16 protein-coding genes are annotated in these 13,617 nt (G+C 73.8%); 10 read left to right on the top strand and 6 right to left on the bottom strand.

The features are described 5' to 3' along the window. Nucleotides 1-19 precede the first annotated feature (19 nt). Nucleotides 20-655: a trimeric intracellular cation channel family protein gene (locus ABKW28_RS03930; protein ID WP_193670324.1), complete on the top strand. Its 636-nt coding sequence runs from the start codon at nucleotides 20-22 to the stop codon at nucleotides 653-655. A 15-nt stretch (nucleotides 656-670) separates the two neighbouring features. Here ABKW28_RS03930 and ABKW28_RS03925 read toward each other — a convergent pair whose 3' ends face one another. Continuing rightward, nucleotides 671-1,969 carry a D-arabinono-1,4-lactone oxidase gene (locus ABKW28_RS03925; protein WP_348606511.1) on the bottom strand — a complete coding sequence of 433 codons (1,299 nt, stop codon included), beginning with the start codon at nucleotides 1,967-1,969 and terminating at the stop codon, nucleotides 671-673. A gap of 102 nt (nucleotides 1,970-2,071) precedes the next feature. Next, nucleotides 2,072-3,262 (bottom strand): MFS transporter, encoded by a 1,191-nt coding sequence (locus ABKW28_RS03920; protein WP_348606510.1) that lies wholly within the window; start codon nucleotides 3,260-3,262, stop codon nucleotides 2,072-2,074. A gap of 81 nt (nucleotides 3,263-3,343) precedes the next feature. On the opposite strand from ABKW28_RS03920, the gene ABKW28_RS03915 reads away from it, so the two are divergent. From ABKW28_RS03915 to ABKW28_RS03905, 3 genes are all read left to right on the top strand, one after another. Further along, nucleotides 3,344-4,468 (top strand): ferrochelatase, encoded by a 1,125-nt coding sequence (locus ABKW28_RS03915; RefSeq protein ID WP_348606508.1) that lies wholly within the window; start codon nucleotides 3,344-3,346, stop codon nucleotides 4,466-4,468. Beyond that, a complete protein-coding gene (locus ABKW28_RS03910) occupies nucleotides 4,465-5,295 on the top strand; it encodes an inositol monophosphatase family protein (protein ID WP_193670328.1) in 831 nt (276 codons plus the stop codon). The genes ABKW28_RS03915 and ABKW28_RS03910 overlap by 4 nt, the downstream gene beginning before the upstream one ends. Before the next feature lie 146 nt (nucleotides 5,296-5,441). Beyond that, on the top strand, nucleotides 5,442-5,732 hold the full coding sequence (locus tag ABKW28_RS03905; protein WP_193670329.1) for a DUF4193 domain-containing protein: 291 nt from the start codon (nucleotides 5,442-5,444) through the stop codon (nucleotides 5,730-5,732). A gap of 70 nt (nucleotides 5,733-5,802) precedes the next feature. On the opposite strand, the gene ABKW28_RS03900 is transcribed toward ABKW28_RS03905, so the two are convergent. Continuing rightward, nucleotides 5,803-6,096, bottom strand: coding sequence for a DUF4235 domain-containing protein (locus tag ABKW28_RS03900; protein ID WP_341231580.1), 294 nt, complete (start codon nucleotides 6,094-6,096; stop codon nucleotides 5,803-5,805). A gap of 10 nt (nucleotides 6,097-6,106) precedes the next feature. After that, nucleotides 6,107-6,592 (bottom strand): DUF3093 domain-containing protein, encoded by a 486-nt coding sequence (locus ABKW28_RS03895; RefSeq protein WP_348606506.1) that lies wholly within the window; start codon nucleotides 6,590-6,592, stop codon nucleotides 6,107-6,109. 108 nt (nucleotides 6,593-6,700) lie between these two features. On the opposite strand from ABKW28_RS03895, the gene dut reads away from it, so the two are divergent. From dut to ABKW28_RS03875, 4 genes are all read left to right on the top strand, one after another. Next, the gene (dut, locus tag ABKW28_RS03890; RefSeq protein WP_348606551.1) at nucleotides 6,701-7,144 is read left to right on the top strand and encodes a dUTP diphosphatase; all 444 of its coding nucleotides are present in this window, start codon (nucleotides 6,701-6,703) and stop codon (nucleotides 7,142-7,144) included. Nucleotides 7,145-7,209: 65 nt separating this feature from the next. Next, nucleotides 7,210-7,914 carry a DUF3710 domain-containing protein gene (locus tag ABKW28_RS03885; RefSeq protein ID WP_193670332.1) on the top strand — a complete coding sequence of 235 codons (705 nt, stop codon included), beginning with the start codon at nucleotides 7,210-7,212 and terminating at the stop codon, nucleotides 7,912-7,914. A 6-nt stretch (nucleotides 7,915-7,920) separates the two neighbouring features. Beyond that, nucleotides 7,921-8,283, top strand: coding sequence for an OB-fold nucleic acid binding domain-containing protein (locus ABKW28_RS03880; RefSeq protein ID WP_193670333.1), 363 nt, complete (start codon nucleotides 7,921-7,923; stop codon nucleotides 8,281-8,283). Further along, nucleotides 8,280-9,005 carry a DUF3159 domain-containing protein gene (locus ABKW28_RS03875; protein WP_348606505.1) on the top strand — a complete coding sequence of 242 codons (726 nt, stop codon included), beginning with the start codon at nucleotides 8,280-8,282 and terminating at the stop codon, nucleotides 9,003-9,005. Before ABKW28_RS03880 ends, ABKW28_RS03875 begins: the two co-directional genes overlap by 4 nt. On the opposite strand, the gene ABKW28_RS03870 is transcribed toward ABKW28_RS03875, so the two are convergent. Together ABKW28_RS03870 and ABKW28_RS03865 are read right to left on the bottom strand one after the other, a co-directional pair. Then, nucleotides 9,002-9,673: a TrkA family potassium uptake protein gene (locus ABKW28_RS03870; protein ID WP_193670334.1), complete on the bottom strand. Its 672-nt coding sequence runs from the start codon at nucleotides 9,671-9,673 to the stop codon at nucleotides 9,002-9,004. The genes ABKW28_RS03875 and ABKW28_RS03870 overlap by 4 nt on opposite strands. Continuing rightward, the gene (locus tag ABKW28_RS03865) at nucleotides 9,673-10,335 is read right to left on the bottom strand and encodes a TrkA family potassium uptake protein (protein ID WP_193670335.1); all 663 of its coding nucleotides are present in this window, start codon (nucleotides 10,333-10,335) and stop codon (nucleotides 9,673-9,675) included. The genes ABKW28_RS03870 and ABKW28_RS03865 overlap by 1 nt, the downstream gene beginning before the upstream one ends. A 58-nt stretch (nucleotides 10,336-10,393) precedes the next feature. Here ABKW28_RS03865 and ABKW28_RS03860 point away from each other — a divergent pair, with 58 nt between their 5' ends. Together ABKW28_RS03860 and ABKW28_RS03855 are read left to right on the top strand one after the other, a co-directional pair. Then, nucleotides 10,394-12,436 carry an APC family permease gene (locus ABKW28_RS03860; protein WP_348606504.1) on the top strand — a complete coding sequence of 681 codons (2,043 nt, stop codon included), beginning with the start codon at nucleotides 10,394-10,396 and terminating at the stop codon, nucleotides 12,434-12,436. Then, entirely contained in the window at nucleotides 12,433-13,611 is a 1,179-nt protein-coding gene (locus ABKW28_RS03855) for a TRAM domain-containing protein (protein ID WP_348606502.1), read from the top strand. Before ABKW28_RS03860 ends, ABKW28_RS03855 begins: the two co-directional genes overlap by 4 nt. Nucleotides 13,612-13,617: the final 6 nt, after the last annotated feature.

Here is a 13,617-nt window from a genome sequence, read left to right as displayed (position 1 = left end):
TCGTGGGTAGCCTCGCCGGGTGCCACCAGTCGAGCCCGCCCCCACCCTGGTCGTCCTCGACCTCATCGGCATCTTCGTCTTCGCCATCTCCGGCGCCCTGGTGGCGGTGCGCAAGGAGCTCGACCTCTTCGCGGTGCTGGTCCTGGCCGGCACCACCGGCCTGGGCGGCGGGTTCCTGCGCGACGTGCTCATCGACGCCACCCCGCCCGCGGCGCTCGCCGACTGGCGCTACCTCCTGGTGCCGGTGGGCGCGGGGCTGCTGACCTTCGCGTTCCACCCGACGCTGGGCCGGATGGAGCGGCTGGTGACCGTCTTCGACGCCTTCGGCCTGGCGCTCTTCTGCGTGGCGGGCGCCCTGAAGGCCGTCGACTACGGGCTCGGCCCGCTGCCCGCGGCGCTGCTCGGCATGGTCACCGGCATCGGCGGCGGGATGGTGCGCGACGTCCTCGCCGGCCGGGTGCCGATCATCTTCCGCGGCGAGCTCTACGCGACCCCGGCGCTGGCCGGTGCGATGGTCGCGGTGCTGATGGAGCGCGGTGGCCTGCCGGTGGTGGTGGCGGCGTTGACCGGCGCCACGGTCTGCCTGGCGTGGCGGCTGCTGGCGGTCTGGCGCGACTGGCAGGCGCCCCTGCCGCGGGGATCGGCCAGCGTCTGACCGACCGCCGGCGGATCAGTCGCCCAGCACCCGCCGCAGGTAGGCGTTGGTGAGCACCCGGTCGGGGTCGAGGCGCTCGCGCACCGCCAGGAACTCCTCGAAGCGGGGGTAGGTCGGGGCGAGGTCGGCGGCGGTGCGGGTGTGCAGCTTGCCCCAGTGCGGTCGGCCGTCGTGGGCGCGCAGGATCGGCTCGAGGAGCGCGAAGTACTCCTCGTGCGGCACCGAGCGGTGGGTGTGGAAGGCCAGGTACGTCGTGTCGCGCCCGGCCGCGGTCGAGAGCGGCACGTCGTCGGCGGGCGCGACCCGGACCTCCACCGGGAAGCTGATCCGCAGCCCGGAGGCCTCGATGGCCGCCCGCGCCTCGCGCAGCGCCGCCACCCCGGCCTCGCGCGGCACGGCGTACTCCATCTCGCGGAAGACCACCGAGCGCCGGGCGGTGAAGACCCGGTGCGGCACGTCGCTGTAGGTGCGCTCGGAGAGCAGCGCCGAGCTGAGCCGGTTGAGCGGCGGCACCGCGGCGGGCACCCGTGCCGTGGCAGCGGTCAGGGCACCGAAGACGGTGTTCTGCAGCAGGTCGTCGTCGAGCCGGTGCCGCCAGCGGGGGAGCGGGCGGGCCTCGGCCAGGGGCGCGTCGAGCCGGTCGTTGCACTTGGCCTGCACCCGGTCGGTGTGCGGGAACCAGTAGAGGTCGACGTGGTGGTGGGCCGCGACCAGGTCGTCGAAGGACTCCAGCGCCTCGTCCCAGCCCAGGGGCCGCTCGTGGGCCTCGAGCACGAAGAGCGGCTCGACGGCGAAGGTCAGCGTGGTCAGCACGCCGAGCGTCCCGAGGCCCAGCCGGGCCACGGCCAGCACGTCGGGGTGCTGCTCGGCGTCGGCGCGCAGCACCTCGCCGGCGCCGGTGACCATCTCCAGGCCCACCACCTGGGCGGCCAGGCCTGCGGCGACCCCGCCGGTGCCGTGGGTGCCGGTCGAGACCGCGCCGGCCAGGGTCTGCTCGGCGATGTCGCCCATGTTGTGCAGGCTCAGGCCCAGCCCCTCGAGCGTGGCGTTGAGCACGTGCAGCGGCGTGCCCGCCAGCGCGGTCACCGTCATCGCGTCGCGGTCGACGCCCAGCACCCCGCTCATCGCGCCGGGCGAGAGCATCGTGTGCTCGGGGGCGGCGATGCCGGTGAAGCTGTGGCCGGTGCCGACCATCTTCAGCGTCGTGCGCTCCTCGCGGGCGCGCCGCACCAGGGCGAGCACGTCGTCGGTGCCGCGGGGCTCGGCCACCCGGACCGGGTGTGCCGACTCGGTGCCCGACCAGTTGCGCCACATGGGTGGGACGCTAGCGCCTCGTGCGATGACACCATGGGCGGATGACGTTGTGGACCGTGCTCGCCCTGCTCGTGCTCGTGCCGCTCGCCGCCTGGGCGGGGATCAGGATCCTGCGCGACCCGCACCGGAAGTGATGGTCTGCGCCGAGAGCACCGCCAGCAGCCCGGCACCCAGGGGCACCAGGTAGGCCGTCGAGGCGCCCACGGCGTCGACGACCAGCCCCGACAGCGTCGCGCCCGGCGCGACGCCGGCCACCAGGCCCGTCTGCACCACCGACATGCCCTCGGTGAGCCGGCTGCGCGGCATCGTGGCCTCCGTCAGCGACATCGTGGCGATCATGGTCGGAGCGATCGCCGCGCCGCCGACGAGCAGCACCAGGCCCATCACCGGCACTGACCCGACCAGCGGCAGCGGCGCCATCGCCGCCGCCATCGCGAACGCGCCCCACTTCAGCCGCGTGGCGGGCCCGGCCCGCCAGATCATCGCCCCCGACACCACGCCGGCGACCAGGCTGCCCAGCGCCCACAGCGCCAGCAGCGGGCCCGCCCAGGCGCGGCTGCCCTGCTCGTCGGCGAACGCGATGGTGGTGACCTCGGCGGCGCCGAAGAGCACCCCGAGCATGGCTGAGACGGCCGCCAGCGGCACCAGCGTGCGCCACGGCAGCGGCGGGCGCGGCCCGGTGTGGCGGTCGTGCGGCTGGGGCGGGGGCTCCGTGCCGCGCTGGGAGGCGAAGAGCAGCCCGCCGAGGGTGCCGAAGACCATCGCCGAGCCGAGCCCGGCCACCGGGTGCACGGCCGTGGCGAGCACCGTGACCAGGATCGGGCCCAGGATGAAGCACGCCTCGTCGACGACGGCCTCGAGCGCGAAGGCGGTCTGCACGTCGGCCGGCGCGTCGAGCACGTGCGACCAGCGCGCCCGCACGCACGAGCCGATCTGGGGCAGGCTGGCGCCGGCCAGCGCGGCAGCGGCGTACGTCGCCGCCACGGGCCAGCCGGCCTGCACCGACCAGATCAGCGTGGTCAGCGCCAGCCCGAAGACGACGCTGGCGGCGGCCAGCACGCGGGCCTGCCCGAGCCGGTCGACGAGCCGGCCCTGGGCGATGGCCAGCAGCGCGTTGGCCAGCATGTACGCCGCCGACACGGCCCCGGCCAGCCCGTAGGAGCCGGTGGAGGCCTCGACCAGCAGCACGATGCCCAGCCCGACCATGCTGATCGGCAGGCGCGCGAACATCCCGGTGAGGCTGAACCGCAGGGCACCGGGACGACCCAGCACGCGGGCGTACGACGTGAACATCCGAGCGGAGCGTAAGCCCGCTCCTCAGCCCCCGGCGAATCCCTCACCAGGGGTGAAGGACCCCCTCCCTACGATGGCGCCATGGCGACTCCTGACGTGCACCCCTACGACGCGCTCCTGCTGGTCTCCTTCGGCGGTCCGGAGGGGCCCGACGACGTGGTGCCGTTCCTCGAGAACGTGACCCGTGGCCGGGGGATCCCACGCGAGCGGCTGGAGGAGGTGGGCAAGCACTACCACCTCTTCGGCGGGCGCTCGCCGATCAACGACCAGTGCCGCGAGCTCAAGGCCGCGATCGAGGCCGACCTCGCCGAGCACGACATCGACCTGCCGGTCTACTGGGGCAACCGCAACTGGGACCCCTACCTCGCCGAGACGCTGCAGCAGATGGCCGACGACGGCGTCACGCGCGCGGCCTGCTTCGTGACCAGCGCCTACTCGTCGTGGTCGTCGTGCCGGCAGTACCGCGAGAACCTCTACGACGCCGTCGACGCACTGCCCGGCGGGGTCGAGGGCTCGCCGGTGCGGCTCGACAAGCTTCGCCACTACTTCAACCACCCGGGGTTCGTGGAGCCCAACGTCGACGCGACGCTGGCCGCGCTGGCCGACCTGCCCGACGACGTGCGGGCCGGGGCGCGCCTGGTCTTCGTGACGCACTCGATCCCGACCGCGATGAACGAGAACAGCGGCGACCCGGAGGTCAGCTACGAGGGCGGCGGCGCCTACGTCGCCCAGCACCGCGACGTGGCCCGCGTGGTCACCGAGCGGGTGGCTGCCGAGACCGGCACCCTGCACGAGCACGACCTGGTCTTCTGCTCGCGCAGCGGCTCCCCGCACGTGCCGTGGCTCGAGCCCGACGTCAACGACCACCTGGAGGCGCTGCGCGACCGGGGCGTGCCGGCGGTGGTGATGGTGCCGGTGGGCTTCGTCTCCGACCACATGGAGGTCATCTACGACCTCGACACCGAGGCCGTCGAGACCGCCGAGCGGATCGGGCTGCCGGTGCGTCGCGCCGCCACCGCCGGCATCGACGCGCGGTTCGTGGCCACCGTGCGCGACCTGCTGGTCGAGCGGGCCACCGTCGAGCGCGGCGAGGAGGTCGCCCGCGCCGCGGTCGGCGACACCGGGCCGATGTGGGACGCCTGCCCGGTGGGCTGCTGCGCCAACCCGCGCGCCGAGCGCCCGGCCCTGTGCGGCCGCGGGGCGTGAGCGTGCCCGCGGCCGTGGACGCCGAGGCCCTGCGCGACCTCGCCCTCGACGTGGCGCGCGCGGCGGGCGCCCTGGTGCGCGAGCACCGCGCCGGCGACGTCGCCGTGGCCGACACCAAGACCAGCCCGGTCGACGTCGTCACCGAGACCGACCGGGCCAGCGAGGCGCTGATCCGGCGGCTGCTGCTGCAGGCCCGTCCCGACGACGCCGTGCTCGGCGAGGAGGGCGACGACGTCGCCGGCACCTCGGGGGTGCGCTGGATCGTCGACCCGGTCGACGGCACCGTCAACTTCCTCTACGGCCTCCCGCAGTACGCCGTGTCGATCGCCGCCGAGGTCGAGGGCGCCGGCGGGCCCGAGGTGGTGGCCGGGGTGGTGCTCAACGCCGCGACCGGGGTCGAGTACGCCGCCCACCTCGGGCCCCACGGACCGGTCGCGACCCGCGACGGGCGACCGGTCGGCGTACGCCCGGCCGCACCGCTGTCGCAGATGCTCGTGGCCACCGGCTTCTCCTACGACGCCGACGTGCGCGAGCGCCAGGCGCGTTCGCTGGTGCACCTGCTGCCCCGGGTGCGCGACGTACGCCGGCTCGGCTCCTGCGCGCTCGACCTGTGCGGCGTGGCCGAGGGCACCGTCGACGCCTACGTCGAGGAGGGCGTGCACCTGTGGGACCACGCCGCGGGCGCCCTGGTGGCGCGGGCGGCGGGCGCGCGGACCGAGCTGACGACCGGGGCGAGCGGGCGCGACCTGCTGCTCTGCGCGCCCGCGGAGAGCTTCGAGGAGCTGCGCGCCCTGGTGGTGGAGGCCGGCTACACGGCCGGGGAATAATCCGGGCACCACACGCTGTTCATGGGGCGTCTGCGTGACCGGTGTGTCGCTGTCGACGGCCATGGTGCACAATCTGGCGCCGACGACACACACGAGGCGCCACCCAGGCATCACGCACACGAGACGACGAGGGGAGTGAGGCGACGATGGCCACCGACTACGACGCACCGCGCAAGAACGAGGAAGACCAGTCCGAGGAGAGCATCGAGGAGCTCAAGGCTCGCCGCCACGACAAGAACTCCGGCAAGGTCGACGAGGACGAGACCGAGGCCGCTGAGTCCTTCGAGCTCCCCGGCGCCGACCTGTCGCACGAGGAGCTGGCGGTCGAGGTGAAGCCCAAGCAGGAGGACGAGTTCACCTGCATGAGCTGCTTCCTGGTGCACCACCGCTCGCAGCTGGCCGACGAGAAGAAGCTCATCTGCCGCGACTGCGTCTGAGCAGCCGCACCACGCCACGAAGGCCCGGTCCCCCGTGGGGGCCGGGCCTTCGGCGTGCGGGGTCGAGCGCCTACTGACCATCCTTCTGCAGCGGCGGGGGCAGGTGGCCGGTGGAGCGGGTGTAGTACTCCGCCGCCCGGCGCTGGGCCAGCATCCGGGCCAGCGAGGCGACGGCGCCGGTGGCCAGCGCCCAGGTCACCGCCTCCCAGACGTCGACGTCGGGGTCGGCCGGGTTCGCGGGGGGCTTGCGCCGCGCCGCCGTCTTCCAGGACGCCTCGAGCGCCTTGCGGGCCGCGATCGCCGCGCCCACCGAGGAGCCGAGCGACATGAGGGACCAGACCTTGGAGCCACCACCGGATGCCATGGGCGCGACCCTACCCAGTGCTGCCGGAGGGCGGGGCCACCCGGGCGGAGGACGTGCGCAGGACCTGGGCGAGGTCGTCGGGGCGCCGGCTGCTCAGCAGCCAGTAGGGCGTGGGGTCGGCGGGGTCGCTGACCTCGACGCGCACCGCGCGCTTGCGGTAGGGACGCAGCAGCAGGTAGGCGCGGGCGTCGGCCTCGACCCCGGCCGCGCGGCGCGCCCCCTCGGCGTCGAGGGCCTGCACCGCGCCCAGGTGCCGCACCTCGATGCGGGCCCGGCCGGCGCGCAGCACGCCGTCGGCGACGCTGATCACCGGGGAGCCGTAGCCCAGCAGCAGCGCGGCCAGCAGCGCCACGGCCACGCCGGTGATCGCCCAGGCCAGCGCCTCGGGCACCGCCACGATCACGGCCAGCCACAGGCTGGCCACCAGCATCGTGCCCTGCACCCACCAGCGCAGCGGCACCGAGAGTCGCTCGCGGTAGGTCGGGGTCGCGTCCACGGCCCGATTCTCCCACCCGGGCGCCGAGGGCGATGACCTAGGGTCCCGTGCGTGAGCGACCCCGCACCCGTACCCCCACCCGCAGGCCAGGCCCCCGACCCGCACGAGCTGCCCGTCCAGGTGGTCCGTCTCGACGCCGACCTGCCGCTGCCGTCGTACGCGCACCCCGGCGACGCCGGCGCCGACCTGCTGACCACCGTCGACGTGCGCCTCGAGCCGGGGGCGCGGGCCCTGGTGCCGACGGGCATCGCGCTCGCGCTCCCGACCGGGTACGTCGCGCTGGTGCACCCGCGCTCCGGCCTCGCCGCGCGCCACGGCGTCTCCATCGTCAACAGCCCCGGCACGGTCGACGCGGGCTACCGCGGCGAGGTCAAGGTGCTGCTGGTCAACCTCGACCCCCGCGAGCCGGTCGAGCTGCGCCGCGGGGACCGGGTGGCCCAGCTGGTGCTGCAGCGCGTCGAGCGTGCGCGCTTCGTCGAGGTCGAGGCGCTGCCTTCGTCGCCCCGGGGCGCCGGGGGCTACGGTTCTACAGGTGGGTTCGCCTCGACCTGAGGCAGCCACCCGCCCACCGAGCCACACCACAGCACAGCACCGACCACCCTCGAGGAGCCCCGCCAGTGAAGTTCCGCCGCAAGTCCGACGCCACCGAGTCCGCCGGGGCAGCCGAGGCTGCGCAGGAGACGCCGGCGGCGGCGCCGGAGGGTCCCTTCGACGCGGCCGACCTCCCCGAGCTGCCCGAGGGTCTGCAGCGCATCGACCTTGGCTCGCTGCTCGTCGTGGTGCCCGAGGGGCTCGAGCTGCGGCTGCAGGTCGACGAGGCCACCGAGGAGATCCAGGCCGTGCTGCTCGCCGGCGCCGACGGTGCGATCGAGCTGCGCGCCTTCGCCGCCCCGCGCGGCGGCGACCTGTGGGGCGACGTGCGCCCGCAGATCGCGGCCGACATGGTCCAGCGCGGCGGCACCGCCACCGAGCAGGAGGGCCGCTACGGCACCGAGCTGCTCTGCGAGCTGACCCGCACGATGCCCGACGGGCGCACCGGCAAGCAGCTCTCGCGCATCCTGGGCGTCAACGGCAACCGCTGGATGCTGCGCGCCACCCTGATCGGCGCGCCCGCCCGCGGCAGCGACGTCGCCGAGCCGTGGCTCAGCGCGCTGACCCAGGTCGGGGTCGAGCGCGGCCAGGGCGCGATGCCCGTCGGTGAGGCCCTCGACCTGGTGCTGCCCGAGGGCGCGCGCCGGGTCGGCCCGGCCGTGGCCCCCGGCACCAAGGACGACCGGGGCCGCTCCACCGACCACCCGCACTTCGGCCACGACCACGACTGAGGACCGATGCCCGACAAGAGCCGCCTGCGGCGCAGCATCAGCCGGTGGGCCAACAGCTCCGACCAGGAGGCGCGCGACCTGCGCCGCACCTACACCGAGCCGGGCACCGACTGCATCGCCGACGTGACCGACCGCTCGCGGGTGCGCCTGCGCGGCAGGCTGCGCACCGTCACGCTGCGCCCGCGCGGCGGCGTACCGGCGCTGGAGGCCGAGCTCTTCGACGGCTCGGGCTCGATCACCGTCGTGTGGCTGGGCCGGCGCCGCATCGCCGGCATCAACCCGGGCGTGGCGATGTCGGTGGAGGGCCGCATCGGCACCCAGGACGGCGTGCGCGTCATCTACAACCCCCGATACGAGCTGATCCCGTGAACGCCCCCACCCCGGACGTCGAGACCGTCGAGTCGGTCGTGCGCAGCCAGCTGGCCAAGGCGCTCGGCGGGCGCCGGGGCATGGTCGAGGCGGCGGTGCCGACGTTGCTCTTCACCGTCGTGTGGCTCTCCACCAAGCAGCTGCAGGTCGCCCTGGTGGTCGGCGTCGCCGCGGCGGTGCTGGCGCTCGCGGTGCGCCTGGTGCAGCGCTCGACGGTCCAGTTCGCCCTCAACGCGCTCTTCGGCATCGGCATCGGCTGGTTCTTCGTCACCCTCGCCGCCCGCCGCGGCGGCAGCGAGGACGAGCAGGCGCTGGCCTACTTCCTGCCCGGCATCCTCTACAACGGCGGGTACGCCGTGCTGCTCGTCCTGACCGTGCTCATCGGTTGGCCGCTGGTCGGCTTCATGGTCGGCAGCGTGACCGGCGACGCGACCGCCTGGCACTCCGACAGGCAGGTGGTGCGCCTGACCAGCACCCTGACCTGGCTGCTCGCGGCGCCCTGCGTGCTGCGGGTCGTGGTGCAGGGCCCGATCTGGCTGGGCGGCTGGTCGGAGGCGATCGCCGCCGAGACCGCGATCGCGGTGCTCGGGGTGCTCAAGATCGTGCTGGGCTGGCCCCTGCAGCTGGCCGCGCTGGCGGCGATGATGTGGGTGCTCGGTCGCAACCACACCCCTGTCGAGCATGGCCGCGCCGCCGACCAGCAGACCCCGCAGTCGACCTAGCCGCCGTGGGTGGAGGGTGCGAGCAGCCGCTCGAGCTCGTCCTCCTTCTCGGCCGGCACCACGAGCAGCAGCTCGTCGCCCGACTCCACCGGCTGCTCGGCGCTCGGCACGTAGACCTGCCCGTCGCGCAGGATGGTGACCAGCGCGCAGTTGTCGGGCAGCGGGATCAGGCCGCTGGGCTTGCCGACGTACGGCGAGTCGGCGGGCAGCGTCATCTCGACCAGGTTGGCCTTGCCCTGGCGGAAGGTGAACAGGCGCACCAGGTCGCCGACGGTGACGGCCTCCTCGACCAGCGCCGACATGATGCGCGGGGTCGAGACGTTGACGTCGACGCCCCAGGCCTCGCTGAAGAGCCACTCGTTGTTGGGGTGGTTGACGCGACCGACGGTGCGCGGCACCCCGAACTCGGTCTTGGCCAGCAGCGAGGCGACCAGGTTGGCCTTGTCGTCGCCGGTGGCCGAGATCAGCACGTCGCAGCGCTCCAGGCGCGCCTCGGTCAGCGAGGACATCTCGCAGCAGTCGGCCAGCAGCCACTCGGCGCCGGGCACGCGCTCGGGCTTGATCGAGCCCGCGTTCTTGTCGATCAGCAGCACCTCGTGGCCGTTGGTGATCAGCTCGCGGGCGATGGAGCGGCCCACGGCGCCGGCTCCGGCGATGGCGACGCGCATCAGTTCTCCTCCGGGCCGTTGTCGAGCCGCTCGTAGGTGTGGGCGGCGTTCTCCTCGCGGATCACCAGGTGCAGCATGTCGCCCTCCTGCAGGACGGTCTCGCGCACCGGCAGCATGCCCTCGCCCAGGCGGTCGATCCAGGCGATCCGGCTGCGGGTCTGGACCTGCAGGTCGATGGTGCGGCTGCCGATCCAGATCTCGGGCACCGTGATGTGGTCGACGCGGATGGTGCCGCTGGGGTCGCGGAAGTCGGGCTCGGCGCCCGCGGGGAGGATCCGGCGCAGCACCTGGTCGGCGGTCCACTTCACGGTGGCCACGGTGGTGATGCCCAGGCGTTGGTAGACCTCGGCGCGGCCCGGGTCGTAGATGCGCGCCACGACCTGCTGGATGCCGAAGGTCTCACGCGCCACCCGGGCGGCGATGATGTTGGAGTTGTCGCCGCTGGAGACCGCGGCGAACGCGTCGGCGCGGCGGATGCCGGCCTTCTCCAGGACCTCCTGGTCGAAGCCGATGCCGGCGACCTTGTCGCCGTTGAAGGCGGGCCCCAGGCGTCGGAACGCATCGGGTTCGCTGTCGATGATCGACACCGTGTGGTTCCGGTCCTCGAGGCTGTTGGCCAGGGTCGAACCCACCCGGCCGCAGCCCATGATCACAACGTGCACGGGGCCACGGTAGCCGCAACGCCGCTCGAGCGGCGCCGGTGCCGTAGCCTTCCGGCTCGTGAGTGTCGGAGACGTCTCCAAACGCATCCTGCTGGGGCGCAAGCTGCGCAGCTCCCAGCTGGGCGAGACGTTGCTCCCCAAGCGCATCGCGCTGCCGGTCTTCGCCTCCGACGCGCTGTCCTCGGTGGCCTACGCGCCCGACGAGGTCTTCATCATGCTCTCCCTGGCGGGGGCCTCGGCCTACGTGTGGTCGTGGAAGGTCGCCCTGGCGGTCGCGGTGGTGATGGCGGCGGTGATCGCCTCCTACCGCCAGACCGTGCACGCCTACCCCTCGGGCGGCGGCGACTACGAGGTGGCCAAGGTCAACCTCGGCGTCACCGCCGGCACCACGGTGGCCAGCGCGCTGCTGGTCGACTACGTGCTCACGGTGGCCGTCTCGATCTCGGCCGGCGCGCAGTACGCCGCCTCCGCGGTGCCGGCGCTCAGCGGCCACGAGGCCAGCTTCGCCGCCGCGCTGGTGGTGCTGCTGATGGCGATGAACCTGCGCGGCATCCGTGAGTCGGGGGCGTTCTTCGCGGTGCCGACCTATGCCTTCATGGTGGCGATGGCGGCCATGGTGGGCTGGGGCGCCTGGCAGTGGTGGAGCGGCGACCTGCGCCCCGCCGAGAGCGCCGACATCACCATCACCCCGGCCACCGGCTTCGAGGAGCCGCTGACCACGATCGGGCTGATGTTCCTGCTCGCGCGGGCCTTCTCCTCCGGCGCCGCGGCGCTGACCGGCGTCGAGGCGATCTCCAACGGGGTGCCCGCCTTCCGGCGGCCCAAGAGCCGCAACGCGGCCACCACCCTGGCGCTGCTGGGCGCGATCGCGATCGCGATGATGGTCAGCGTCATCGTGCTGGCCCGCGAGATCGGGGTGCGGCTGGTCGACCCCGACGAGTTCGACCGGCTCTCGCGCGGTGGCGAGCCGGTGCCCGCCGACTACGACCAGCACACCGTGATCTCGCAGATCGCCGAGTCGGTCTTCACCGGCTTCCCCCCGGGCTTCTACCTGACCGTGACCGTCACCGGCGTGATCTTGGTGCTGGCCGCCAACACCGCCTTCAACGGCTTCCCGGTGCTCGGCTCGATCCTGGCCCAGGACGGCCTGGCCCCGCGGGCGCTCGGCTCGCGCGGCGACCGCCTGGCCTACTCCAACGGCATCGTCTTCCTCGCCGCGATGGCGATCGCCCTGATCTGGATCTTCGACGCCGAGCCGACCCGCCTCATCCAGCTCTACATCGTGGGCGTCTTCGTCTCCTTCAACCTCTCGCAGCTGGGCATGATCCGGCACTGGACCCGGGAGCTGCAGGGCGAGCACGACCCGGCGGTGCGCGGGCGGATGCAGCGCTCGCGGGTCATCAACGCCACCGGCCTGTCCTTCACCGCCGTGGTCCTCGTGATCGTGCTCATCACCAAGTTCCTCGCCGGCGCCTGGATCACCATCCTGGCGATGGGCACCTTCTACGTCCTGATGCGCGCCATCCACGGGCACTACGAGCGGGTCTCCGACGAGCTGGCCGCCGACGAGGAGGACCGGGTCCTGCCGACCCGGGTGCACGCCATCGTGCTGGTCTCCAAGCTCCACAAGCCGACGCTGCGCGCGTTGGCCTTCGCCCAGGCCAGCAGGCCCAACACCCTCGAGGGCGTCTACGTCGCCACCGACGCGCGGGCCACTGCGCGCCTGATGGAGGAGTGGGACGAGCGGCGCATGGACGTGCCGCTCAAGGTGCTGCACTCGCCCTACCGCGAGCTGGTGCGCCCCATCGTCGAGTACGCCACCGAGATCCGCCGGGCCAACCCGCGTGGCGTGGTGGCCGTCTACATCCCCGAGTACGTCGTGGGCCGGTGGTGGGAGCAGCTGCTGCACAACCAGACCGCGCTGCGGCTCAAGGGTCGTCTGCTGTTCACCCCGGGGGTCATGGTCACCTCGGTGCCCTACCAGCTGCGGTCCTCGCAGATCGCCCGCGAGCGCGAGGAGCGCGACGAGTTCCGCGTCCGTCCCGGCGACCTGCGCAGCGGGCGCGTCGACCCGCGCGGTCGGCGGGGGCGGGACCGGTGAGCCGGCACCCCCGCGCGCGCCGTCAGCGCGGTCGGTCCCGCGTCGGGGAGCGCTTCGAGGTCGAGGTCGGCCCGGTCGCCCACGGTGGGCACTGCGTGGCCCGCGTGCCCACGAGCAGCGCCCCCGACGCGCCGCTGCGCGTGGTGTTCGTGCGCCATGCCGTGCCGGGCGAGCGGGTGGTCCTGCAGGTCACCGAGGGCACCGACGGCGACAAGTTCTGGCGGGCCGACGCCGTCCAGGTGCTCGAGGCCTCGCCGGAGCGGGTGACACCACCGTGCCCGTTCGCGGGGCCGGGTCTGTGCGGAGGCTGCGACTTCCAGCACGTCTCGCTGCCGCACCAGCGTGCTCTCAAGACCGCGGTCGTGCGGGAGCAGCTCTCGCGCCTGGCCAAGATCGAGTCCGACGTCGAGGTCGAGGCGGTCGCCGGCGACCTGCCCGAGCAGCTCGCCGGGCTGCGCTGGCGCACCCGGGTCTCCTACGTCGACCTGGGCGACGGCCGGCGGGGGATGCGCAAGCACCGCTCGCGCGCGACCGTCGAGGTCGACGACTGTCGCATCGCCCACCCCGACGCCCGTGAGCCGGCCCACGGCTCGCTCGAGGAGCAGGTCGCCACCGGTGCGGGGGAGCACCGGTTCGCCGTGGCCGCCGACGGCTTCTGGCAGGTGCACCCCGGGGCGCCGGCCACCCTGGTGACGACGGTCCTGGAGATGCTCGAGCCGCAGGCGGGGGAGCGGGTCCTCGACCTGTACGCCGGCGTGGGTCTCTTCGCGCGCTTCCTCGCCGACGCGGTCGGCCCCGAGGGCCAGGTCGTGGCGGTCGAGGGCGACCGCACCGCGAGCCTGCACGCCCGCACCAACCTGGCCGGAGCGCCCGCCAGCGTCGAGACCGCCTGCGGCGACGTGGCCGAGGTGCTGGCGTCGGCGTACGACGAGCCGTTCGACCTGGTGGTGCTCGACCCACCGCGCGAGGGCGCCAAGCGAGCCGTCGTCGACGCCGTCGTCGCCCGCGACCCGCGCCGGATCGCCTACGTGGCCTGCGACCCCGCGGCTCTCGCCCGCGACCTGGCCCTGCTGGCCGGGCACGGCTACGAGCTGAAGGCGCTGCGCGCCTTCGACCTGTTCCCGATGACGCACCACGTCGAGTGTGTCGCCTTGCTGTCGACTGAGGGAGTCTGACCCTCG

This window comes from Nocardioides sp. 31GB23, from assembly GCF_040012395.1.
In the GTDB taxonomy this organism is placed as follows: Bacteria; Actinomycetota; Actinomycetes; order Propionibacteriales; family Nocardioidaceae; genus Nocardioides; species Nocardioides salarius.
Note: the sequence above shows the minus strand (reverse complement) of the source record. Positions and strands in the feature narration are given on the sequence as shown.